Raw genomic sequence first — 23,280 nt, forward strand, 5'->3', positions numbered from 1 at the left:
AAAATAAACGTCCTCCGCAGGTTTACCACCTCATTTGGCAGATTGCGGAGGACGTTTCAATTTTATACTGTTATATTTTTTTCTGGCAGGCCGGACAATAGCCAAAGAAATACATCTGCTGAGAAACAATGCGATATCCGGTCACAGATGCCACGTTCTTATCCAACGAAGGAATCGAGGATATCGGTACATCGGCAACTGTATCACAGGAGATACACCGCACATGCGGATGCTGGGATATGTCCGCATCATAACGAAACGCCTCCTCACCCACATTCAGTTCACGTACAATTCCAATCTCACAAAACGCATCGAGGGATTTATACACCGTAGCGAGACTCATCGTCGGATAGCTCGGACGCAGTTCCTTATACAGCGTCTCTGCTGTCGGATGTTCCGTCGTCTGCGCCAGTGCCGCATAGACGGCAAGCCGCTGAGGGGTAACCTTTTTTTTATTTCGGCGAAGAATATCTGTTACCTCACCGACGGTCAGCATTGTTCGTTCACGCATAATTATTCCTATTTCCCATTTCAAAAAATCTAAAATCATTATTATTTATGTATTATAATACTCTATCTCAAAACTCATGTCAATAGTCCCTTCTTCCCTTTTCTTTCTTCATCATACGATGGGAACAGTAATTTATTCCTGTCCATAAAAAATCGTGTTATAATGGCATATATTAAATTGAGAAAGGCTGGACAGCATGCGCATTTCCGATATTCCCGCAGCCATAGCAAAAGAATTGTCCATTCATCCCAAACAGGTGGAATCCGTCATCACACTTCTCGACAACGGCAATACGATTCCCTTTATCGCACGTTACCGCAAGGAGGCAACAGGCTCCATTGAAGATGAACTGCTGCGCCGCATAGAAGAGCGTCTGACGTATCTTCGTAATCTCGTCAAACGCCAGGAGGAAATCCTTGCGCACATCGAGGAGCAGGGCAAGCTGACAGATGACCTGCGCACAGCAATTGATACGGCCGAAAAACTCCAGACGCTCGAGGACCTCTACCGTCCCTATAAGCAAAAAAAACGCACGCGTGCCTCCATTGCACGTGAACGAGGGCTTGCCCCGCTTGCCGATGCCATGCTGCTGCAGCGTGAGACAAAAGGAAGCATCGAAGAATATGCGGCTGCCTTCATCGATGCGGAAAAGAACATTTCTTCCTCTGCTGACGCGATTGCAGGTGCACGTGACATTCTCGCCGAGATCATCATGGACGAGGCAGGCGTACGCCGCAGCATACGTGAGAATTTCAAACGCAGCGCCATCCTTGAAACAACACTCCATCACGAGGCAGAGGATGCCGGCACCTTTGCCATGTATGATGGTTACAGAGAGCCTGCCCGTACGCTTCCCTCGCACCGCATTCTCGCCATAAACCGCGGGGAGAGAAAAGGCTGCCTGTCCGTCCGCATCAGCATCGATCATGAAGAAAACATAACATGGATTGAGCGGCACATCCATAAGCATCCATCAATTTTCACCGACGAACTGCACGCTGCTGTAGAGGACGGCTATAAGCGTCTTCTTGTCCCCGCACTGGAGCGTGAACTGCGCGCCGGCCTAACCGCCTATGCAGAAGAAAAGGCAATCCGCATTTTTGGGCACAATTTGCGTCAGCTCCTTCTGCAGCCGCCGCTCGCAGGGCATACGGTACTCGGACTTGACCCCGGTTACCGCACGGGATGTAAAATGGCCGTTGTCGACGCGACAGGAAATGTGCTCGACAGCGGCGTGATCCAGGTGACACAGAGTGACGGCGCACGTGCGGCAGCGGCAAGGACGGTGGAAAAACTCGTCACCGCATATGGCATCACGCTGATCTCCATCGGCAATGGTACGGCATCCTATGAAACAGAACAGTTCGTTGCGGCACTGATTCGCAAAAATGGATGGAGCGATGTACGCTATCTCATCACAAACGAGGCAGGTGCATCGGTCTACTCTGCCTCCGCGCTGGCAAAGGAGGAACTGCCGGACTACGACGTAACGATACGCGGTGCCGTATCCATCGCGCGGCGTGTACAGGATCCCTTGGCGGAGCTTGTCAAAATTGATCCGCAGGCAATCGGTGTTGGGCAGTATCAGCACGATGTCAGTCAGAAGGAACTAAAGGATACCCTCGACGCTACCGTCGAGGATGCTGTCAATCATGTGGGCGTTGATCTGAACACCGCCTCACCGGCACTCCTCAAGCGTATCGCAGGCATTAATACGGCAATTGCAAAGAACATCGTGACCTATCGCAATAAGCATGGACGCTTCAAAAACCGCGCTGCCCTGCACGGCGTCCCGCGCCTTGGCGATGCTGCATTCACCCAATGCGCCGGATTTCTGCGCATCCATGACGGTGAAACGCCGCTTGACAGTACCGCCATTCACCCCGAATCCTATGAACTTGCCCGCCGTATTCTCGCCGAACTCGGCGCAAAGGAGAGTGATCTCGGCGACCGCACAAAGTTTCCCACATTGGCGTGCAAAACTGCACAAAGCAGTCCGCAGACACTGGCACAGAAGCTCCATGCAGGCGTTCCAACCGTTACAGATATTCTAAAGGCAATCGCCTGTCCGGGACGCGACCCGCGCAAGGATCTTCCCGCACCGCTCACGCGGCAGAATATCGTCAAGCTCTCCGACCTCGCCGTCGGTACCATCATGCGCGGAACCGTCCGCAACATCACGGACTTCGGCGCATTTATCGACATTGGGCTGAAACAGGCAGGACTTCTCCACATCTCGGAGATGAGCTGTCACCGTGTACGCCATCCGCTTGATGTTCTGTCCGTCGGCGACACTCTCGACGTCATGATCATCAGCATCGATGAGGCACGCGGCCGTATCGGGCTCTCAGTAAAACGCATGGAGGCGGAAAAAAAGCACGCATGACACTTCTTGAAAAAACAATCGCATCCATAAAAGTCCCTGCAACACTCCCTGCTTCTTCTGCTTTCTCCGTACTGGCAGTACAGGACATCAGATTTGGCAAACTGATGACCGCCCTCCTCCGCTATATCAACATTACGGGTGAGCGGCATCCCCCTCTGCCGCAGACAAGTGTTGTCATCTCCTGCGCCGACCATGGTGTCGCCGCTGAAAGTGTCAGTGCGTATCCGCCGGAGACGACACTGAACATGATGTGCAACTACCTCATCGCACATGGCGGTGCCGCCAATGCCGCAGCAAACTACGTGAATGCCCGCCTTCTCATTGTCGATCTCGGTGTCAATGCTGACACATCCGCAATCCCGGGGCTCCTGCATCGAAGTATTGCGCGCGGTACGGAAAATATGACAAAGGGGCCAGCGATGACACGTACACAAGCCGTGCGTGCCGTCGAAACAGGAATTCAAATTGCATCCGACTGCGCTGCCCGCGGCGACCACTGCATTCTGCCCGGTGAAATGGGCATTTCAAATACAACGTCGAGTGCCGCCATCAGTGCCGCTATTCTGGGACTCCCTCCCGAGGAAGTTACGGGACGCGGAGCAAACATTTCGGACGAACGACTGCAGCATAAAATTGACATTGTACGGCGTGCCCTCGCCGTCAATCATCCTGATCCGCGCGATGGCATCGACGTACTCGCCAAAGTCGGCGGCTTTGAACTGGGCTGCATTGCCGGGATCATCCTTGGTGCCGCCGCACATCGTATGCTCGTTATTCTGGACGGAGCGAACACCACGTCAGCAGCGCTCATTGCCCACACCATTGCCCCCCACTGCGTGCATTATCTCCTCGCCTCGCACGTCTCTCTGACCGAGCACTCCCAACCCCACGCCCTGCAGCGCATGGGACTCCCACCCATGCTGCGCCTCGATATACGTCTGAGTGAGGCAGCAGGCGCATCGATTGCCCTGCGCATGTTGGAACAGATGTTAAAGGTATGGAAAACAATCGACACTCCCGTGAAGATGTGTGATATCCTTCCCATTCCGCCGCAAAAAACAGCGACAGAGGCACTGCCCATCCCAGCTCCCGACAGCAGCGTCATGGATGACGCCCAATACCGACTCGACAATCTGGCAAAGCCAATTCACAGTCTCGGCTACCTTGAGCGTGTCGCCGTGCAGCTTGCCGGCATCACGCGGCAAGTATGTCCGCCCGTCGATAAAAAAGCGGCACTGCTCATCATTTCTGATGCGGAGGAGATGTCCCCTGCACTGTGCGGTATCATCTCCGCAATGACGAAGGGAAACGGCATTGATGTCTATCTCCTCTGCACCGGAGCAGCAGATGCGCAGGACATCAGCACTGCTGCACGCAGGATCGCAGCCGAGCATTTGCTCCTCATCCTCGGCAGCATTGGAGATCATACGGCGGCTGTCCGCGCGGTACTCCATGCGGGTGCAGAGGGCGGTGCACTGCTCCTGCCGGGTGACGCTGCAGCCGACCGCATCGCACGTGATTACAGTGCGGAGGATGCTGCGCTGCGCCCCTATCTCTTACACGTTCTGCCCGATATGATTACAGCAGAGATCGATGCGCCTGCAGGCATTGGCGGTCTCCTCGGGCTTGAGATTGTCCGCGCCGCCCTCCACGTCATCAACGATATGAAGACCTTCTCTGAGGCAAACGTCGCCGTTGCCATCGACGGTGCAGGCGCAGGACGGCAGGTACGGGAACAATAAAAATACGGCAGAGAGATCTGCCGTATTTTTATTTTGAACATTATATCTCTGCCTCAAGCTGACCGCGCTTAAAAACTTTGCCGATCGTACCGAACTGGAAGGTTGCCGGCTCTTTGACCGTAAAACGTCCATAGGTATTTCCTGCACGGTAGTTTGAGTTAAATGCCTCGCGCATCCCCCCCGCCGTATGCATCTCCTCCCCATAGACAAGAAAGGGGTTGGGAACAACAGCAAAGAGATTATTTCCAAGCGGCATTGCCCAGTAATCCGCATCCCGCGTTGGTGTCACAGCGACGAAACGCGGCTCAAGCTCAGGGCGGCTGTGGCGGAGCTGCATATTCGTACAGCGCATCCCCTGCACTTCAAATTCTTTGATGAAGTCATCCTGTGCCTTCTTCTTCTGAAACATCGTCCCTGGCACATCATAGAGGGCATTATACTTCCGAACAAAATCCGCCGCACGTTCCTCGGGCGTCAGCTCACGCAGTTCGTGCTGGGGAATTCCTGCAAGCGTTGCCTCGGCTGACCTCTTTCGTGCAGCTTCCGTCTGCTTCGCCTGATTGCTTTGCACCGGTTCTTTGCCGCCGGTCGCATGTGCATAGCTCCCCGCAGCTCGCTTCATGGCAGTTTGCGGTTTTTTATGCTTTGCCTCAGTCGGCTGCGCAGATGATGCCCCCGTATAGGCACGCGCCATTTCACGCTTCATTTCTTCATCGAGAAGATCACTGACTGAGACAGGTGTTCGCGCCGTCGTTTCTTCGTGCAGAGTACCGTTATCTGTATTTTTCTCTTCCTCTGACAAGTACTGCGGCTGTCCTTCTGCATGCACCACTTGTTCCAGATGCTGCGTCAATTCGTCGATACGGCTCTGCTGACGCAGAACCATTTTCTCGAGCAGCGTGACACGCTTCGCAAGTTCATGAATCCGTGTCAGTTCATCAGTTCCCATTCCCCTGTTTTACCTCCCAAGGAAGCACGAATGATTTCAGCACTGTCATCTGGACGGGCTGCATTGCATCAGCGATTCCCTAAAGTGCAATCGACTGTGCACGGGCAAGCGTCTCACGCGCCTCACGCACAATGCCGTCGATGATAGCCTTAACCGGCTCGACCTTGCGCAGCAGTGTCAGCGTCTCGCCTGCCTGTATCATACCATTTACGACATCGCCGTCGACGGCGGCGAGCTTGTTCGTCCCCGTTGCACGGTCGAGAAGCTCCTGCTTTGTCGCCTTGCCGGAGTACTCGAGCGCGACAAAGTCCTCAGAAAATTTATTTTTGATGCCGCGCACCGCACCGCCGATGGTAATCCCCGTCACGATCGTATCCGTATCCACTGCTGCGAGCAGCTTCTCCTTCATATTCGGATGTACAACGCACTCCTCCGCAATGAGAAAGCGTGTCCCCATCTGAACACCAGCAGCCCCCATGAGGAGTGCTGCAGCGAGGCCGCGTCCGTCACCGAATCCGCCCGCCATAATCACTGGGAGCTCTACTGCGGGGATAACCTGCTCCATGAGCGGCATCGTCGAAAGGACACCGATATGTCCGCCCGCTTCCATTCCCTCGACGACGATCGCATCTGCTCCCTTTTCCTCGACACGCTTTGCAAGTTTGACACTCGGCACAACCGGAATGACCTTGACCCCGGCAGCATGAAGCTTCTCAAAATACGGAACGGGATTGCCTGCGCCGAGCGTGACAAACGCCGGCTTCTCCTCACAGATTACGTCCACGATCTCTTCCTTGTTCGGCGCCATGAGCATGATGTTGACACCGAACGGACGGTCGGTCAGACTGCGGCAGCGGCGAATTTCATTGCGTGTGTACTCCGTCGTGCGTCCGCCCGTCGAAATGATGCCCGCACCGCCCGCATTGGATACCGCAGAAGCAAGGTTCGCCTCCGAAATCCACGCCATACCGCCCTGCAGGATGGGAACATCCAGCCCCAAAAGTTCCTTCAGCTGATTTGCCATATGAATCCCTCCTATATATTAGACTCGTTCTATGCCTGCAATGGCATAGGCGGACATTCCTTCGCCCGCGCCTGTAAACCCTAAACGCTCCTCCGTCGTTGCCTTGACATTAACATTGGAGACAGCAACCCCCAGCCTGCCTGCAATATTTTCACGCATCGCAGGAATATAAGGCATTAGTTTCGGTGCCTGTGCTACGATACAGGCATCCACATTGCCGATGGCATAGCCTTCAGTCTGCACGAGGCGCACTACCTCGGAAAGCAGTGTGCCGCTTTCTGCTCCCGCATAGCGCGCATCCGTATCAGGGAAATGCTGTCCGATATCCCCGAGTGCTGCCGCGCCGAGGAGCGCATCCGAAATTGCATGGAGCAGGACATCCGCATCTGAATGTCCGAGCAGCCCCTTTTCATACGGTACATCGACACCGCCGAGGATGAGCTTGCGCCCCTCCACAAGACGGTGCACATCATAGCCGATGCCGACTCTGGTCATACGCCATCCCCCTTGCGCCGGCGGACAACACCGCCGAGCAGCCGCTTTGCCTCATGCACAGCGGTCTTCATCAGTTCCCCCGCACCCATATCATTGCGCAGGATCGCCTCTGCGACCACCATGTCCTCAGGTGTTGTCACCTTGATGTTGCTGTATTCACCTTGAACGATGTGAACAGGAACGCCGATGCGCTCGACAAGGCTCGCATCATCCGTCCCGAGAAAACCGTCCGCATCGGCACGCCGATTGGCTTCAAGCAGGATCTCCTTGTGAAATCCCTGTGGTGTCTGCACCTGCCAGAGCGCTCTTCGCGGCGGCGTCGCAGAGACAGTGCCATCCTCAGCAGCAATCTTGATCGTATTCTTCTCTGGAACAGCAACAATCGCTGCTCCCTCTGCACGTACGACACGGATCAGCTTCTCGATGGTCTCGCGGCGGATGAGCGGTCGTGCTGCATCGTGGACGAGAACAAGATCCGCTTCCTCCGAGACAACCGCAAGTCCGTTGCGGATAGAGTATTGACGCTCCGTGCCGCCCTCGACGACACGCCAGGGAGCAAGTCCCTTGACGTGACTGAGAAGCCCTTTGACCGCCTCTACCTCATCGGCACCGACGGCAATAATCAGTTCACCGACAGCCGGAACCTTGGAAAAAGTCAGCAGCGTCCGCAGCAGCATCGGCTTTCCCGCAAGGGTTAAAAATACCTTGTTGAGACCGACCTGCATCCGATGCGCTTGCCCTGCCGCCGGAAAAACTACACTTACCATACATGCCTCCCAAGGTGCATCCATCACCGCACCATTTTTGCAAAAATCATTCGCCCGGCTGCGGTTTGAAGCGCCGATGTCACCTCGACAGGGACCACTTCATTCATACAGCGGAAGCCGCCGTCCACAACGATCATCGTACCGTCGTCCAGATAAGCGAGTCCCTGCCCATGTTCCTTGCCCGGTCGGACAATCTGCACGGACATCAGATCACCGGGAATTGCCACGGGCTTGACTGCGTTCGACAGTGCATTGATGTTAAGCACAGAGACGCCGCGCAGCTGTGCCACTTTGTTGAGGTTAAAGTCGTTCGTGATGATCTTCCCGCTTACCTCCTGTGCAAGCTGAAGGAGCTTGGAGTCCACCTCTGCGATGTCCTCAAAGTCCACCTCAGTGATCTCCACCTTCATGCGCGACTCCTTGCGGATCTTCTGAAGGATGTCCAGACCGCGCCGTCCGCGTACGCGTTTCAGCGAATCCGGCGAGTCGGCAATATGCTGCAGCTCTTCAAGCACAAAGACCGGAATGAGCAGCGTTCCTTCAAGAAACCCCGTCTCGCAGATGTCAGCGATACGCCCATCGATGATGACGCTCGTATCGAGCAGCTTGTACTGCCGGCTCTCCTGCCCATCCCGTACCACCAAAGGAACGGGGGAGCGCCCCTCCGGGCGCATACGGATCACCTCCCGCAGGAAACGCGGAACAAAGTCAAAGACCTCGGCCAGATCCTGCTGCTTCTGCACCATAATATGAACGCCAAGATACCCGAGCACTATGCTGAACACGATAGGAATGTAATCGCCGACGATGGGAATCGTAGAAAATGCATCACCCAAGAGGCGTGCAATGATAAGTCCGATAAAAAGCCCAATCGCCCCAGCAATCACGTCGCGTGTCGGCATCTTCGCGAGCTGTCCCTCGACCCAAATCGAAAGACTTCTCAGCCGCTCCGTAAAAAATGGTGCGAGCGGATAACCGATCAAGCCGCCGAGCATTGTACCGCACAGGATGCAGAGCAGTCCTGCAAGTGAAAGATCAAAGATGCCGAGATCCATCCGCCACAATGGCGCAGAAAAGTAGGAATTTGCCGTTGGAACAGCCAGCTCAAACAAGGTTGCACCAACGACTGCTGTGATGAGCACGATGAAGAACCGTAAAATTCGTTCAAATAACAAAAATTCACCTCCCTTCTCAGCCAAAAGGTCAAGAATCGGGCTTGAATACACCCCTTCTCAACATATCCAGTATAATAAAAAAAAATACCATTGTCAAAACAGACATGACAAGATAAAAGTGAATTTTCCTATTGACATATACATTTTTATCCGTATAATGATAATCTTATTCAAAAAAGACAAGAAGGAGAAATAAGCAAACAGTGGCTTTTCACGGCAAACTACGCCATACAGGATATGCAGCGGCAGCAGTGACAATACTGACCTGTCTGTACTCCTCCATCGCATACGCTTCGGAGGACGTTGCCGAAACATCGAGGGAATCCACCGATGACATTTACGTGACTGCGAATGTCGATAAGGAAATGCTCAAGGAAGAACCAGAGGCGAAGACCATCATCTCCCGTGCCGATCTCGACCGCAAGGGGGCACGAACCCTCTCCGATGCACTTGCAGCAGAACAGGACATCCAAATGGCACGGACAATATGGGACGCAAGACCGTCAGCATCCGCGGCGCCGACCCGCGCCACACGCTCATCCTCGTCGACGGGCGCAGGCTCGCAGGTGGTCTCAGCAAGTTCTACGGCGCGACGGACGAGGTAAACCGCCTTGGTCTCGATGACGTAGATCATATTGAGGTCATACGCGGCGCGGGCACGACACTCTATGGATCGGATGCCATCGGCGGTGTCATCAATATCGTCACGAAAATCTCACATAAGAAGCGCATCCGTCTGACGACTGAAGGCTCCTTAATTGAGGCAGGCGGGAGTCAGTACAACCACAGTATCGGCTACTCCACAGGTAACCTTGGCAATGGTACATACGTAGACTTTTCTTACGGATGGAGCAGAACCGCGCCCTTTCTCTATGACAGCGACGGCACATCTATGCAGTATTACGGCAAGCGTAATCCGATGAGCCTGCGTGCTGAATTTACACTGGGCAAAGACAAAACGCTCACACTCTCAGATGCTGCTCTCGCTGATTACCATCGCAATTGCGGTGGAACGGTTCTACTACTACCGCATCAACCGTAAGGGCTCGCGGGTATTCTTCCAGGGAGTTTATCACGCCGCCATGCAAAAGGACTGGAGCACCATCACCAAGCTCGTCCAGGAGTTCCCCTCCGCCATCAGCCGTATCGTCGAGAGCGGCATGGAGAATGCAGGAACGGAGGCATCAATGAAGGGTGCATTCGCTGACCGCATGTCCATGGAGGCGATCAACTTCCGCCGCTATCTCGACTATCTGAGTGCGATTGTTACGATTGCCCCGCTGCTCGGCCTCCTCGGCACGGTCACAGGAATGATTCAGACGTTCAGCGTTCTGGATGCGGGCGGCGGTGCGGCTGCCATTACGGGCGGTGTCGGGGAGGCACTGGTCGCGACAGCAACCGGTCTTTGCGTGGCGATCATCGCCTTCTGCGTCTACACCTATTTCAGCCATCAGCTCGATGCGATTGTCACGGACACGGAGCGTCTCTGCACCACGATTGTCACGGCGAAGAAAGAAAGTTGGGCGGCACAATGAATTTCAACAATTATCGGCTCAAAAAGAAGCCTGAGTTCATGATCATCCCGATGATTGACATCATCTTCTTCCTGCTCGTCTTCTTCATGATGAACAGTCTGCAGACGGTCGCCCAGAAGGCACTTGCTGTGCAGCTCCCGCAGGCGCAGACGGCGACGGCACCGGCACAGCTTCCCATCATCATGACGATCGACGAAGAGGGACATATTACCGTTGACAATCATCCCGTAAGCATCACAGAGTCCGCAGCCATCATGAAGCAGCACATGGAGGAAAACCCGAATGCGGCGGTCGTCCTTCAGGCGGACAAGCGCACGGCACACGGTCAGGTGGTCGCTGTAATGGATATGCTCAAAGGGGCAGGCGTAAAACGTCTCTCGATCGCCGCACAGCAGAAGGGATAGGTCTATGGAGCAGCATCTCTCATGGAGAAGAGCCTATATTACCTCTGCCGTCATCCACTTCGTCATCTTCCTCCTGCTTGCCATTGGTCTTGGTGCCGTTGTCGCGAAACAGGAACAGCAGGTCTATGAGATCGATCTGCAGGCCTCGGATTTCAGCCAGGGCAGCGGGCATGAGGGCGGCGGCAGTGCAGAAAGTCTCTTCCCCGAGCCACTAAAAGCAGAGGAGGTTGCAAAACGCGTCGAGACGGTACAGCAGATGCCGGTGCCCATAACGCCGTCCACAGCTGCCGTCCCATCCCCGGATGCAGTGACCATACCGGATGCGGCATCACCTGCTGCATCAGCGACAGATTCCTCCGCTGCATCATCCTCCCCAAGCGGTTCTGTCTCAGGCACCAGCGGCGGCGGAGAAAGCGGCACAGGTGCGGGGTTAGGAAACGGCAGCGGCAACAGCACGGGTGATGGACAAGGCGCCGGTGCCGGAGCGGGGGCAAGTCAGGGATCAGGGGACAGTACGGCACCTGGTACAGGCACCGCACCATTTGATGTGGCAGGATTCCGTGCAGCGGTCGATGCGAACAAGCAATATCCCTACATGGCAATGAAACGTCACCTTGAGGGCACGACAGGGATCACCACAACGATCAGTGCCTCAGGGGCAATTACGAGTGTCGTCGTCAGCTCCTCCTCCGGACACAGCGAACTGGACGAGGCGGCAGTCGCAGCAGCGTATGCCGTCGGCAGCTATCCGAATCCCACTGGCGCGACAAAGATCATAGACAGCAACGTCAGGTTTTATCTTCAATAAAGAAAGATGAGCTATGGGAAACCATTCCCCATAGCTCGTCTTTTTTTATTTTTCTTCCAGAAGCTGCACGAGCTCATCGTAGTCGCGCCGCAGCTGCTCATGCTCGTCCAACAGCTGCAGGACGGTGAGTACAGCAATGCGCTGGACGTCGAAGCTGCGTGCTTTTTTAGCCATCTCCTTGATGCGTCGGTCACATTCTGCCGCGAGATGCTTTAGGCGGTCGGGTTCGTCGGTCTTGAGCTGATAGGTCTGCCCGAACATCTCAACGACGACCCTTTGTGTCGTCTTTTTTTCCTCTGTCATGGCCCTTCACCGCCTTTATCCACGAAGCTGTGCATGAAGCTGTTCCTCAACCGCCTGCAGGATCGCGGCGAATGCAGCATCCACTTCCTCATCGGTCAACGTCTTGTCATCGGACTGGAAGTGCAGATGGAACGCCATGCTCTTCTTACCTTCCCCGACCTGTTTCCCTGCGTAGATATCAAAGAGTGTTGCATGACGGAAGTACTTTCCGCCCTTCTTCGCAATGACGCGCTCGATCTCTGCCGTCGTAAGATCAGCATCCACGATAATGGCAAGATCACGTGCCGATGCCGGATACTTCGGCAGTGGCTTGATCGTGCTCTTTTTCCTGCGATAGCGCAGCAGTGTCTCCGCATCCATCTCAAAGACATAAACGTTCTGTCCAATACCGAAGTTTGCTGCGACCGTCGGATGAATTTCACCAAGAACCGCAATCACGTCGCGCCCCTTCTTGAAAAAAGCGGTCTTGCCGGGGTGCATGGCAAAATGCTCACCGCGTTCCACAGTATATTTCTGTACACCGATGACGGTAAGGAAGCGTTCCAGGACTCCCTTGGCATCGTAGAAATCTACCACAGTATTATCTGTATCCCATGCAATGGGACTGCGCCGCCCCGTGAGAAGACCTGCCGCCTTCAGCTTTTCCTCCGCGAGTTCCGTCAGGGGCAATGCCTTTGGGAAGAAGACAGGGGCAATGTCAAAGAGGCGCAAATCAAGATTCTTTCGGGCAACGTTGCGTGCCGCATTTTCAAGAATGCTCGTCAGGAGTGTTGTACGGACAAGCGGATACTCATCGGTCAGCGGGTTCATGATAGGAATTGCCCGACGAAGAGGGCTGTCCATCGGTACGCAGAGTTTATCCAGAGCCGTTTCACTCGTAAAGCTGAACGAAAGTTCCTCGGTCATGCCGAGGGAGGCAAAGGTCTCGCGCATGGTATCGACAAACGCCTGCATCTCACTGACCGATCCCTGCAGAACTGCCCCCGACGGCATCTTCGATGCGATGTTGTCAAAGCCGTAGAGCCGCGCAACCTCCTCCGAGATGTCCTCCATCAGCGTCACGTCTCCGCGCCATGAGGGAACGACGACGCGATAGGTCTCACCCCCCTGCTCCTCGATGGTAAAACCGAGGGAGCGCAGTGCCGATGCCATCCACTCGCCCGGGATGTGCGCGCCGATGCGCTCCGCGACGGCGCGCACACTGAACGTGAGCACGGTCGGGACGCGCGGTGCCGGATATATGTCAATCGTCCCCTCTGCTGCTGTACACGCCCCCATCTCTGCGAGGAGCTGTGCGGCACGCGTCACAGCACGAATGGTCTCCGTCTCATCTACGCCGCGCTCAAAGCGTCCAGAAGCCTCAGAGTGCAGCCCAATGCGCCGCGCCGTACGTCGAATGGTCGCTCCATGAAAGGACGCCGCCTCGAGGACGACAGCCGTGGTGGCATCTGTGACCTCGGAAATGAGTCCGCCCATGATGCCGGCGAGCCCTGTGGGCTTCTCACTGTCGGCAATGACGAGCTCATCCCCGACGGCGATGCGGTTTGAATCATCCAGCGTATGGAGCTGCTCCCCTGCGTGTGCGCGCCGCGCCGTCAGCGTATGTCCTGCGATACGGTCGTAGTCGTACGCGTGGAGGGGCTGTCCCAGCTCCAGCATGACAAAGTTCGTCACGTCGACGACATTGTTGATCGAGCGGATGCCCGCACCGCGCAGACGATCCACCATCCATGCGGGCGTGGGTGCGACCTTCACATCGCGCAGGACACGCGCGGAGAAACGGCGGCACAGCTCCTTGTCGTCGATGTGAATGGAGACGAGATCCGCAGCGCGTACGCCCGCCGATTCCTGCACCTCAATCGACGGCATACGCAGCTTCCTGCCAGTCAGCGCGGCGACTTCCCGTGCAATGCCGATCACACTGAAGCAGTCCGCACGGTTGGCCGTCAGCTCAAACTCGAGCACCACATCGTCAAGGCCGAGCACCTGCGCCGCAGGAATCCCCACAGGCGTATCGGGCGGCAGAATGTAGATGCCGTGCACCTGTTCATCAGGCAGTCCCTCGATATCCATCGCGAGCTCCCCCGCAGAGCACATCATTCCGTTGGATACGACACCGCGAAGCTTCCCCTTTGAGATCTTCTTCCCGTCGGGAAGGACAGCACCGACCATGGCAACGGGAACCACATTTCCCTCACGCACATTCTGTGCACCTGTTACAATCTGGAGGAGGGCATCGCCCCCCATGTTCAGCTGGCAGACGAGCAGATGATCCGAGTCAGGATGCGGCGTAATTTTCTCAATACGCCCCGTAATGACCTTCTCCAGTCCCTTATCCGCACGCACAATATGCTCCACAGGAACACCAGCCATCGTCAGACGGTCAGCGATTTCCTCTGCCGTCTCATCAATATCCACATAGTCCTTCAGCCATTTAATGGAAACCTGCATAGTCCCGCCTCCTTAGAATTGATGTAAGAAACGCACGTCGTTGTCGTAGAACAGACGCAGATCATCCACGCCGTACGCGAGCATTGCGATGCGCTCTACGCCCATGCCAAATGCGAAGCCCGAAACTACATCGGGATCGTAGCCGCTCATGCGCAGGACGTTCGGGTGCACCATGCCCGCGCCGAGGATCTCAAGCCAGCCTGTGCCCTTGCACACGCGGCAGCCCGCACCATGGCAGGCGGAGCAGGATATATCGACCTCGGTGGACGGCTCAGTGAACGGGAAGAAGCTCGGGCGAAAACGCACCTTGGCATCGGCGTCAAAGAGCTCATGCAGGCACAGCTCAAGCGTTCCTTTGAGATCGGCAAAGGAGATTCCCTTGTCGATGACGAGCCCCTCCACCTGCGTGAACATCGGCGAATGCGTCGCATCGTAGGAGTCGCGGCGATAGACGCGTCCAGGTGCAATCATGCGGATTGGCGTATTCGGCTCATTCTTCTGCATCGTACGTGCCTGTACCGGCGATGTCTGCGAACGCAGGAGTATATCTTCGGTGATATAGAATGAGTCCTGCATATCGCGCGCAGGGTGATCTTTCGGCAGATTCAGTGCCTCGAAGTTATAGTAATCCGTCTCGATCTCCGGGCCTTCCTCCACCGTAAAGCCCATTCGCAGGAAGATCTGCTTGATATGGTTCAGCGTAATCGTGAGCGGATGAAGATGCCCGACCTCTCCCGTGCGTCCGGGAAGGGTAACATCAATCTGCTCGGCTGCGATCTTTGCGGCAAGTTCACGGTCTGCCAGCTCAGCGGATTTCTTTGCGAGCAGTTCCTCCAGCTCGGCTCGTGCCTCATTGACGATCTTGCCGATGCGCGGCCGCTCTTCCTGTGCAATCGCCCCCATGCTGCGCATAAGGGTCGTCAGCTCTCCCTTCTTGCCAAGAATTTTGACGCGAATATCGTTGAGCTCGCTCAGCGAGCCCGCCGTCTCTGCAATCGCAGCTCGGGCACGCGCCTTGAGTTCTCTGATCTTTTCGTCCATAACATCCTCCTATATGCACACGAAGTCACGGTCCGAGCCGCTCCGTCGATTCGATGAAAAAACAATTCTCAGTGTACCATATTTAGGTAAAAAAATCCATGAGAGGCGGATAATTTGACATATCTGTGGTGCCCGTGAACAGCACGCCTCACGATCACAAAAATTTTACAGGCAGCAACAGACCAAATGATTGAACAAGCGATTCTTTTATAGTATGCTATAGGAATCGACGGTACATTCAGTCCGTTTTCTCGGTACAGTACTACGGTACAACGACCACGATACATTCCCTCATCCATCAAGGAGGTTCTCATGGACGCACTGATCAGGAGTTCTGCGGAGCTGCTTGCAAAGCCAACCAGTCTCTTTGCGCTGCTGGCTGTTCTGATCTTGATCCTCGGCTATCTGCAGACGCGCCGCATTCACTTCACTACCCATATGCTCATCAACGTCGCGCTCATGTTGGCACTCACAATCGTACTGCATCAGCTGCGCATCTTTCATATGCCGCAGGGCGGGAGCGTCACCATCGGCGGAATGATTCCCCTCCTCTTTCTCACTTACCGCTATGGAGCGGGCATTGGCTGCCTCGCAGGCTTCCTTTACGGGATGATTAACCTCATGCAGGATGCGTTCATCCTGCACCCCCTGCAGGTGCTCTTCGACTATCCGCTGCCCTATATGGCACTCGCGATTGCTGCTGCCCTACCGGGACGGATCTTCGCGGGAGCTGCTCTCGCCTTTGCGGCACGCTTCGCCTGCCACTTTATCTCGGGGGCAGTGTTCTTCGGTTCATACGCGCCGGAGGGAATGTCGCCTTATCTGTATTCCCTCGTGTTCAATGCGACCTACCTCGTCCCCGAGGCGGTGATCTGCTTTATCCTGCTGCGCGTACTCCCCGTGCCGCGCCTCCTCGCCGCCATGGATCGGCAAACACCGCTCTATGGGGCGAAGCTGACGCTGTAATGGCTTAGGGAATGGCTGATATCCGGCAGCCCTCACATTTCAGCAGTGAGTCCTTAGCTGTCCTCGTACGTGCGCACGCGCAGGGTCAGCCCGCGCTTCGCACAGATCTCACGGCAGAGGGCGATCTCCTCCTCGTTCTCCACCTTCTCCACGACCGTAAGAACGACATGGGGAATGTAGGGCTTGCAGTGTTCGGCAAAAGTGAGCATTGCCTCATAGGAGCCGATGCCGAACTTCGAGCGCGTGAGCGCAAGATAGCGTTCGGCATTCGATGCGTTGAGACTGATGGAAATGGTGTCGAGCAGTCCCGCAAAGCGCTGTGCAAAGACCATTCCGTGCTCAAGCTCACCAAGCCCATTCGTGTTGACGCGCGTCGGTATCTGCGGATGATACTTCTTGACATGACGCAGTACATCGAGCACCGTGTCAAGACGCATCAGCGGCTCACCAAAGCCGCAGCATACAACCTCGGATACGTATTCCCACGGCAGGTGATCAAGCTGCTCCGTGATCTCGGCAAGTGTCGGATCGTGGTCGATCCAGAGTGAGGACTCCTTCGCCATTTCTTTCATGCTGCGCAGGCAGAAGACACAATCACAGTTGCAGGAATTGGTGATATTAATATAGACGGCACGCTTACCCTCAGGCTGCTCGCGCAGGCTCGCCTCCATCGGCAGGTAACGTCCGCCCGCATGGGTCGCATAAACAATCATAATATACTCCTAATCATACACAGAAATGAGAAAAGCTGCCAATATGGCAGCTTATTTTTGGTAATCACTCACAGTTTTGTCAGTTCCCCCATAAACTCCTCAAAGGGCAGCCCGTAGTTCCATGGCAAATCCAGTTCTTCCGCAAAGGAAAGACAATGCCCAATAAAGGCAGCAGCACATTTCGCCCCCTCAGAGAGGGAGATGCCGCGCACGAGGGATGCCGCAACAATTGCTGCAAATATATCACCGGAACCGGAGCGGTCACGGCCTATTTTTACGTTATCAAAGGAACTGCCAACACCAGCCTCATAGAGATACGTACGCACACAGTTCCCCGCATGGAGGCCTGTAATGATGACATCCTGCGGTCCCATCGCAGCAAGCCGCTTTGCCATCACCAAGAGTTCGTTCTCTGTCACCTCGCCGTCTGCCGGATACGGCAAATCGAGAAGCTGACACGCCTCCGTAAGGTTCGGCGTCACGACATCGGCGTGCGGCAGGAGCTGACGCATCTTTGCACAAAGTGCGGGTGTATAAGAGGAATAAAGCCTGCCGTTATCCCCCATCACAGGGTCGACGATGATCAGTGTATCCCTGCCTTTGAAACGATGCACCGCATCCAATACTACCTCAATTTGTTCCTCCGAGCCAAGGAACCCCGTAAGGATTGCATCAAAATCGAGACCGTTCTCCGTCCAGTTCTCCATATAGGGGCGCATATGCGCTGTATAGTCATCAAGATAGTGCTTGGGAAAGCCCGTATGTACGGAAAGAATTGCCGTGGGGAGCGGGCATGCCTGGATGCGCATCGCGGAGATCAGCGGAAGCTGCACCGTCACCGAACAGCGTCCAAATCCTGTCACATCATTGATGAGGGCAATCCGTTTCTGCCGCGCCGTCAACGGTTATCCACCCGTTCCGGTACGCAGTCGTGCTGAGAGAGGCGTTCCCATGCGAGTGTTTCGTATTTCGTCCCTGGAATGCCATAGTTCGCGTATGGATCAATCGAAATCCCGCCGCGCGGAAGAAACTTTCCCTGCACCTCGATATATTTCGGCGCCATCAGCTGAATCAAATCTCTCATAATAACATTGACCACATCCTCATGAAAATCCCCATGATTGCGAAAGCTCACAAGATAGAGCTTTAATGACTTGCTCTCGACCATGCGCTCTGCCGGCATATAGGAAATGTAGATTGTCCCATAGTCCGGCTGTCCTGTGATTGGGCAGAGCGTCGTGAACTCAGGGCAGTTAAAGCGCACCCAGTAGTCATGATCTGCATGCTGATTCTGGAAGGTTTCCAATGCCTCGGGTGCGTAATCGTAACCGTAATCCGTCCGCTGCGCCCCAAGGGATGTCAGTCCATCTTGATTTTTTTCTCGTGCCATTACATCCCCAAAAACTTTTTCTCAAATGCCTCCTGCGGCTCGGGACGTCCAAATAAATACCCCTGGATGGTATCCGTCTTGCAGATTCTGACAAGGCAGTCATACTCATCCTGATGTTCCACGCCCTCAATGCAGGTAGTCTTACCGATACTGTGGCAGAGATCCACCGTATACTCGACTAATTTCTGATCGAAATTATTATCCAGAATTCGCATAACAAACGCACGATCGATCTTAATGATGTCACAGTTCAAATTCTTAAGCGAAGACAGCGATGAGTAACCCGTGCCGAAATCATCCATGGCAATTTTGATGCCATGCATCCGGAATGAGTCAAACTGTGCATTCACAAATTTCAGGTCGCTGATAATCTTGCTCTCTGTAAGCTCAAGTACGACTGCATCTGCCGGCATATCGTGCCGCCGCAGACAGTCCTTGACAAACTCCAGGAACGAAAGGTCCTTAATCTGCTCATAACTCATATTGACACTCATGCGGAATTCTGGAATCTTCTTCCGCCACTCTTTACAAACGCGCAGGGCCTGCTCAAAGATCCAGCGTCCGACGGGAACGATCGTCTTGGTCTCCTCGAGAATACGAATGAACTCCATCGGGGCAACCATATTCCCCTTTTCGTTTTTCCAGCGAAGAAGCGTCTCCGCCCCAACGAGATGCTGGTCATCTCCTGCAATCTGCGGCTGAAAGTACAGCTCAAAGTTACGGCATCCCGCCTTGACATCCTCGAGGATCTGTTCCTGTATCGTCAGCGAGCGGAGCCAACGATTGTATACGGCTTTGGAGAACTCACTCAGACGGTTCTTCCCTCCTGATTTTGCCGCATCCAGTGCTGCCTGTGCGTACTTATGCAGGACAAGTGGGTCTCGTGCCGACTGCGGATAGAATACCATTCCTGCCGATACAGTGACAAGATACTGACGCCCGTCATAGACCTGCGGATGGGCAAACTCCCGCTGGACACGAATAAAGAATTCCTGCAGCATCTCCTCATCTGCCCCTGGGTAGATGAGACCGAACTCATCTCCGTCCAGACGATAGAGTGCAAGGCGACGCGGAACATTTTGGAGAATACGCTCTGAGATCTGACGCAGAATAATATCACCGACCTCATGATTGAAGGCTTCATTAACCGTACGGAAGTTATCAATCCCCATGACGAGCAGTCCGCCGCCGCGCCCTGTTTCACGTGCCTCACGCAATGCATTTCCCAGATCCTCAATGAACTGGTAGCGATTGAGCAGCCCCGTCACGACATCGGCCGGATTGCGCCGTGCCAGCTGACTGATCGTCCCAACGAAAAGATTCGGCTGTCCATCCGCAGACACACCAATCTTTCCTTTCAGACGCAGCCATGCATATTCGCCCTTGGCATCACGCATACGAAAGTTGAGCGAACGCTCCCGCTCTTCTGTCGATCCTGCCAAGGATGAAAATATCGCCGTAAACGCCTGTCGATCCTGCGCCTCGACAAGAGGCGAAAGAAGATCTGAAATATGCATCAATGTCTCCGCCGGAAGATCGTAGATACGAACAAATGCCGGCGAAGCAAGGAACACATCCGCAATTGGATCCATCATAAAGAGGTAATCCGGGCTGGTATTCTTCATCAAATCAAATAGGAGCTTGTTTTGTTTGAGTATCGGGCTCAGCGGGATCTTCTTCTTTCCTGCCATATTCCTTGCCTCTTTTCTCTATCCCAGTCACATGCAAAAAGAAATGTCTGTCCCCGTATTATATACTTTTTCCAACATCCATGCAACCAATCCACAGGACAGAAACGCCCCCGCCGCCGACAATCACTCCCCTGTACTTTCTTGCTGACACAGAATAATTCCCGAGATTCTTTTGGCAAATTGACTTGAAAAGTATGTGCTTTTTTATTATGATACATTAAGGCAGTATGAATAAAGTCCATAAAGGAGGTGCAGACCATGGCTGTGCTGGAGTTGACACGGGAAACATTTTACACGGAAGTTCTGCAGGAAAAGCGGCTGGTCATCGTCGATTTTTGGGCCGCCTACTGTACACCATGTCGTATGCTCATCCCAGTGTTGGAAGAGATCGCAGCAGAGCGCAGTGATGTCAAGATCTGTAAGCTCAACGTGGATGAAGCACAGGATATCGCCGAACGATACGGCGTAATGAGTATGCCAATCCTCATTTTCTTCAAGAATGGTGAGCCGATCAACGAGTCCATTGGGCTTATCTCAAAAGAACGTTTGCTGGCAATGCTTCCAAAACAACAATAAAGACAACAGATATAGCATAGACTGCTGCGCAAAGATCACACACTTGTGCAGCAGTTTTTTGGAATCACGGATCCAATGAAATCCCTCAGACGGGCGAAGGTTTTTTGCTCGTCTGAGATGAAAAATCAGGCGCATTGCAGTGTACTTCGGCAGATGTTTCGCCGAAACGCGGACAAAAAATACGTCAAGAGGATGGGTCTGAATTTATCTCCTTAAATCCCTGCATACTTGCGCTGACGTATTGCTTCATAAAGGATGGCTGTGGCAGCAGCAGCGACGTTGAGCGACTCTGCCCGTCCACACATGGGAACATAGAGATGCTGTCCTGCGCGCAGAAGCCGCTCCGACACCCCGTTTGCCTCGTTGCCGAGGACGACGAGCGACGGACGGGACAGCTCCGCCGCAAAATGTGTCACGCCATCCGTATCACAGGCGGCAGCATAGAAACACAGAACATTTTCCTTTGCGAAGCGGACGAGGTCTTCTTCATCCACGCCAGTGACAAAGGGCAAATAAAACAGCGATCCCATCGCCGCACGAACAACTTTGCTGCCATATACATCCGCACAGCCGCGCAGGAGGATCACCCCAGATGCACCTGCCGCATCTGCTGTGCGCAGGATCGTCCCCACATTGCCTGGATCCTGCACCCGATCCAGGGCAAGATAAAGCGGCAGCCCTTCAGTAACTTGTACCATTTCCTCAAGAGGCGTACACGGGAGGCGCTGCAAAAGCAGTATAATCCCCTGCGGGGAATCCGTCTCCGAACAGGCAGAAAACAGCCGCTCTGAGACAGATGCAATTGGTATATTACGTGCGGACAGCTTCGTGAGCAGTAACTGCATCCGCTCCATCTTCATGGCATGTTCCGTCACCACAGCGTGCAAAATCGCCCAATTCGACTGCACAGCCATCTCTGCAAGGCGCAGGCCTTCAACAAAAAAAACATTTTCCTTGACGGCGCGGCGCGGACTGCGTATGAGCATGGCCAGACGTCGAATGAGCGGATTTTCCGCACTCGTGATTATCTCAATCTTTTTCATGATCGTATAAAAAGAGCCTGATGAATCCGCTGACTCATCAGGCTTCTCTCCTTAGTAATTTACTGATTTTCCTTTGCAACGTTCACGAGCTGCGTGAAGGCAGCCGCATCGGCAACGGCGAGATCGGCAAGCATTTTGCGGTTGACCTCGACGCCTGCATTTGTCAGTCCCGCAATAAAGCGGCTGTATGATATATCGTTCGCGCGCGCTGCTGCATTGATGCGGGCGATCCAAAGACGGCGGAACGTCCCCTTCTTCGCACGACGATCACGACGGGCATAGTAGAGCGCCTTCATGACGGTCTCATTTGCCTTTTTGAACTGCTTGCTGCGCGAACCACGATAGCCCTTTGCGAGCTTCAAAATCTTCTTATGACGACGGTGTGCCGTAACACCGCTCTTTACTCTTGGCATGGCAATTCCTCCTGTTTCCTACCCACATATGGGAGATTTCTTCTTTGCCCCGATTATGCGTAGGGGAGCATCTTGCGGATGCGCTTGTAGTCCGAACTGTCGGCAAGCGCCGCCTTGCGCAGGTTGCGCTTGCGCTTCGGCGTCTTCTTCTCCAGAATATGTCTCTTATACGCCTTATTGCGGCGGAACTCTCCGCCTCCGGTTACGGTGAAGCGCTTTGCTGCAGCACGGCGCGTCTTAATTTTCGGCATCGCCATTTCCTCCTTTATCTTCCTGTTTCGCGGGTTTCGCCGTCTTGGCGGGCTTCTGCACCTTTGGGGAAAGAATCATGGTCATGTTCTTTCCCTCAAGCTTTGCACCGCGTTCAATCGACACGAGATCCCCCAAACGCTCGGAGACACGGTCGAGAACCGCACGTCCGAGTTCCGGATGAGAGAGCTCTCTTCCGCGAAACATGATCGTCACTTTGACCTTGTTGCCCTCTTCAGCGAAGCGGAGCGCATTCTTCAGCTTGACATTGAAGTCGTGCTCATCAATGTTTGGACGGAGTTTGACTTCCTTGATGCTGATGGTCTTTTGCTTCTTCTTTGCTTCTTTTTCTCGTTTCTGCTGCTCATAGCGGAACTTCCCAAAGTCCATGATGCGGCAAACAGGCGGCTTCGCCTTCGGTGCCACCTCGACCAGGTCGAGATGCTGCTCCTCCGCCATGCGAAGGGCATCGCGCGTCAGCATAATGCCAAGCTGTTCCCCCTCCGCACTGGTGACACGCACCTCACGGATATGGATTTCCTCATTGATTCGCAAAGATTCCCTGCTTATGGCAAGAACACCTCCTGGTACGGATGCGCAAGATTACGCCATCCGGCAATAGAAAAGGGCGGCATAAAGCCACCCTGA

The 23,280-nt window shown here is 54.4% G+C and carries 24 protein-coding genes and 1 pseudogene; 8 read left to right on the plus strand and 17 right to left on the minus strand.

All coding sequences use genetic code 11. From position 1 onward, the window contains the following. Positions 1-70 precede the first annotated feature (70 nt). On the minus strand, positions 71-511 hold the full coding sequence (gene perR, locus HMPREF0908_RS01845) for a transcriptional regulator PerR (RefSeq protein ID WP_040572326.1): 441 nt from the start codon (positions 509-511) through the stop codon (positions 71-73). A gap of 196 nt (positions 512-707) precedes the next feature. On the opposite strand from perR, the gene HMPREF0908_RS01850 reads away from it, so the two are divergent. After that, entirely contained in the window at positions 708-2,897 is a 2,190-nt protein-coding gene (locus HMPREF0908_RS01850; RefSeq protein WP_006689721.1) for a Tex family protein, read from the plus strand. Then, positions 2,894-4,639: a nicotinate-nucleotide--dimethylbenzimidazole phosphoribosyltransferase gene (locus HMPREF0908_RS01855; protein WP_006689722.1), complete on the plus strand. Its 1,746-nt coding sequence runs from the start codon at positions 2,894-2,896 to the stop codon at positions 4,637-4,639. The genes HMPREF0908_RS01850 and HMPREF0908_RS01855 overlap by 4 nt, the downstream gene beginning before the upstream one ends. A 40-nt stretch (positions 4,640-4,679) precedes the next feature. Here the strand turns inward: HMPREF0908_RS01855 and HMPREF0908_RS01860 are convergent, their stop codons facing one another. The 5 genes from HMPREF0908_RS01860 to HMPREF0908_RS01880 form a co-directional block, all read right to left on the minus strand. Beyond that, the gene (locus HMPREF0908_RS01860) at positions 4,680-5,588 is read right to left on the minus strand and encodes a hypothetical protein (protein WP_006689723.1); all 909 of its coding nucleotides are present in this window, start codon (positions 5,586-5,588) and stop codon (positions 4,680-4,682) included. 79 nt (positions 5,589-5,667) lie between these two features. Next, positions 5,668-6,612 (minus strand): nitronate monooxygenase, encoded by a 945-nt coding sequence (locus HMPREF0908_RS01865; RefSeq protein ID WP_006689724.1) that lies wholly within the window; start codon positions 6,610-6,612, stop codon positions 5,668-5,670. An 18-nt stretch (positions 6,613-6,630) separates the two neighbouring features. Continuing rightward, a complete protein-coding gene (ispF, locus tag HMPREF0908_RS01870) occupies positions 6,631-7,107 on the minus strand; it encodes a 2-C-methyl-D-erythritol 2,4-cyclodiphosphate synthase (protein WP_006689725.1) in 477 nt (158 codons plus the stop codon). Then, positions 7,104-7,874 (minus strand): 2-C-methyl-D-erythritol 4-phosphate cytidylyltransferase, encoded by a 771-nt coding sequence (gene ispD / locus HMPREF0908_RS01875; RefSeq protein ID WP_040572327.1) that lies wholly within the window; start codon positions 7,872-7,874, stop codon positions 7,104-7,106. Before ispD ends, ispF begins: the two co-directional genes overlap by 4 nt. A gap of 23 nt (positions 7,875-7,897) precedes the next feature. Continuing rightward, the gene (locus HMPREF0908_RS01880) at positions 7,898-9,049 is read right to left on the minus strand and encodes a PIN/TRAM domain-containing protein (protein ID WP_040572328.1); all 1,152 of its coding nucleotides are present in this window, start codon (positions 9,047-9,049) and stop codon (positions 7,898-7,900) included. A 203-nt stretch (positions 9,050-9,252) separates the two neighbouring features. Here HMPREF0908_RS01880 and HMPREF0908_RS10520 point away from each other — a divergent pair. From HMPREF0908_RS10520 to HMPREF0908_RS01900, 4 genes and pseudogenes are all read left to right on the plus strand, one after another. Beyond that, positions 9,253-10,022 (plus strand): annotated as a pseudogene (locus HMPREF0908_RS10520) (TonB-dependent receptor plug domain-containing protein); the annotation flags it as partial. Position 10,023: 1 nt separating this feature from the next. Next, entirely contained in the window at positions 10,024-10,584 is a 561-nt protein-coding gene (locus tag HMPREF0908_RS01890; protein ID WP_083787516.1) for a MotA/TolQ/ExbB proton channel family protein, read from the plus strand. Then, positions 10,581-10,988 (plus strand): ExbD/TolR family protein, encoded by a 408-nt coding sequence (locus HMPREF0908_RS01895; protein WP_006689731.1) that lies wholly within the window; start codon positions 10,581-10,583, stop codon positions 10,986-10,988. Before HMPREF0908_RS01890 ends, HMPREF0908_RS01895 begins: the two co-directional genes overlap by 4 nt. A 4-nt stretch (positions 10,989-10,992) precedes the next feature. Then, positions 10,993-11,796 (plus strand): TonB family protein, encoded by an 804-nt coding sequence (locus HMPREF0908_RS01900; RefSeq protein WP_006689732.1) that lies wholly within the window; start codon positions 10,993-10,995, stop codon positions 11,794-11,796. A 45-nt stretch (positions 11,797-11,841) separates the two neighbouring features. On the opposite strand, the gene HMPREF0908_RS01905 is transcribed toward HMPREF0908_RS01900, so the two are convergent. From HMPREF0908_RS01905 to pheS, 3 genes are read right to left on the minus strand one after another with little or no spacing between them, the layout of a single operon-like run. Continuing rightward, entirely contained in the window at positions 11,842-12,099 is a 258-nt protein-coding gene (locus HMPREF0908_RS01905) for a cell division protein ZapA (RefSeq protein WP_006689733.1), read from the minus strand. A gap of 15 nt (positions 12,100-12,114) precedes the next feature. Beyond that, the gene (gene pheT, locus HMPREF0908_RS01910) at positions 12,115-14,550 is read right to left on the minus strand and encodes a phenylalanine--tRNA ligase subunit beta (protein WP_006689734.1); all 2,436 of its coding nucleotides are present in this window, start codon (positions 14,548-14,550) and stop codon (positions 12,115-12,117) included. 12 nt (positions 14,551-14,562) lie between these two features. After that, the gene (gene pheS, locus HMPREF0908_RS01915; RefSeq protein ID WP_006689735.1) at positions 14,563-15,591 is read right to left on the minus strand and encodes a phenylalanine--tRNA ligase subunit alpha; all 1,029 of its coding nucleotides are present in this window, start codon (positions 15,589-15,591) and stop codon (positions 14,563-14,565) included. Between the two features lie 312 nt (positions 15,592-15,903). Here pheS and thiT point away from each other — a divergent pair, with 312 nt between their 5' ends. After that, positions 15,904-16,557, plus strand: coding sequence for an energy-coupled thiamine transporter ThiT (gene thiT / locus HMPREF0908_RS01920; protein ID WP_006689736.1), 654 nt, complete (start codon positions 15,904-15,906; stop codon positions 16,555-16,557). A gap of 53 nt (positions 16,558-16,610) precedes the next feature. On the opposite strand, the gene HMPREF0908_RS01925 is transcribed toward thiT, so the two are convergent. The 4 genes from HMPREF0908_RS01925 to HMPREF0908_RS01940 all read right to left on the minus strand — a co-directional run bounded on the left by HMPREF0908_RS01925 (position 16,611) and on the right by HMPREF0908_RS01940 (position 20,351). After that, positions 16,611-17,270: a TatD family nuclease-associated radical SAM protein gene (locus HMPREF0908_RS01925; protein WP_006689737.1), complete on the minus strand. Its 660-nt coding sequence runs from the start codon at positions 17,268-17,270 to the stop codon at positions 16,611-16,613. A gap of 68 nt (positions 17,271-17,338) precedes the next feature. Further along, on the minus strand, positions 17,339-18,172 hold the full coding sequence (locus HMPREF0908_RS01930; protein ID WP_006689738.1) for a pyridoxamine kinase: 834 nt from the start codon (positions 18,170-18,172) through the stop codon (positions 17,339-17,341). Further along, positions 18,169-18,660: a preQ(1) synthase gene (gene queF, locus HMPREF0908_RS01935; protein ID WP_006689739.1), complete on the minus strand. Its 492-nt coding sequence runs from the start codon at positions 18,658-18,660 to the stop codon at positions 18,169-18,171. Before queF ends, HMPREF0908_RS01930 begins: the two co-directional genes overlap by 4 nt. Further along, a complete protein-coding gene (locus HMPREF0908_RS01940; RefSeq protein ID WP_006689740.1) occupies positions 18,660-20,351 on the minus strand; it encodes a bifunctional diguanylate cyclase/phosphodiesterase in 1,692 nt (563 codons plus the stop codon). The genes queF and HMPREF0908_RS01940 overlap by 1 nt, the downstream gene beginning before the upstream one ends. Positions 20,352-20,609: 258 nt before the next feature. Between HMPREF0908_RS01940 and trxA the strand changes: the two genes are divergently transcribed. Beyond that, positions 20,610-20,927, plus strand: coding sequence for a thioredoxin (trxA, locus tag HMPREF0908_RS01945; protein WP_006689741.1), 318 nt, complete (start codon positions 20,610-20,612; stop codon positions 20,925-20,927). Between the two features lie 212 nt (positions 20,928-21,139). On the opposite strand, the gene HMPREF0908_RS01950 is transcribed toward trxA, so the two are convergent. The 4 genes from HMPREF0908_RS01950 to infC are packed head-to-tail and all read right to left on the minus strand — an operon-like array spanning position 21,140 to position 23,187. After that, a complete protein-coding gene (locus HMPREF0908_RS01950; RefSeq protein ID WP_006689742.1) occupies positions 21,140-21,970 on the minus strand; it encodes a TrmH family RNA methyltransferase in 831 nt (276 codons plus the stop codon). 59 nt (positions 21,971-22,029) lie between these two features. After that, positions 22,030-22,383, minus strand: a complete 354-nt coding sequence (gene rplT, locus HMPREF0908_RS01955) for a 50S ribosomal protein L20 (protein WP_006689743.1) — start codon at positions 22,381-22,383, stop codon at positions 22,030-22,032. Positions 22,384-22,436: 53 nt separating this feature from the next. After that, positions 22,437-22,634, minus strand: coding sequence for a 50S ribosomal protein L35 (gene rpmI / locus HMPREF0908_RS01960; RefSeq protein WP_040572329.1), 198 nt, complete (start codon positions 22,632-22,634; stop codon positions 22,437-22,439). After that, positions 22,621-23,187, minus strand: coding sequence for a translation initiation factor IF-3 (gene infC / locus HMPREF0908_RS01965; protein WP_006689745.1), 567 nt, complete (start codon positions 23,185-23,187; stop codon positions 22,621-22,623). Before infC ends, rpmI begins: the two co-directional genes overlap by 14 nt. Positions 23,188-23,280 lie beyond the last annotated feature (93 nt).

This window comes from Centipeda flueggei ATCC 43531 (genome assembly GCF_000160695.1).
Taxonomy (GTDB): Bacteria; Bacillota; Negativicutes; order Selenomonadales; family Selenomonadaceae; genus Centipeda; species Centipeda flueggei.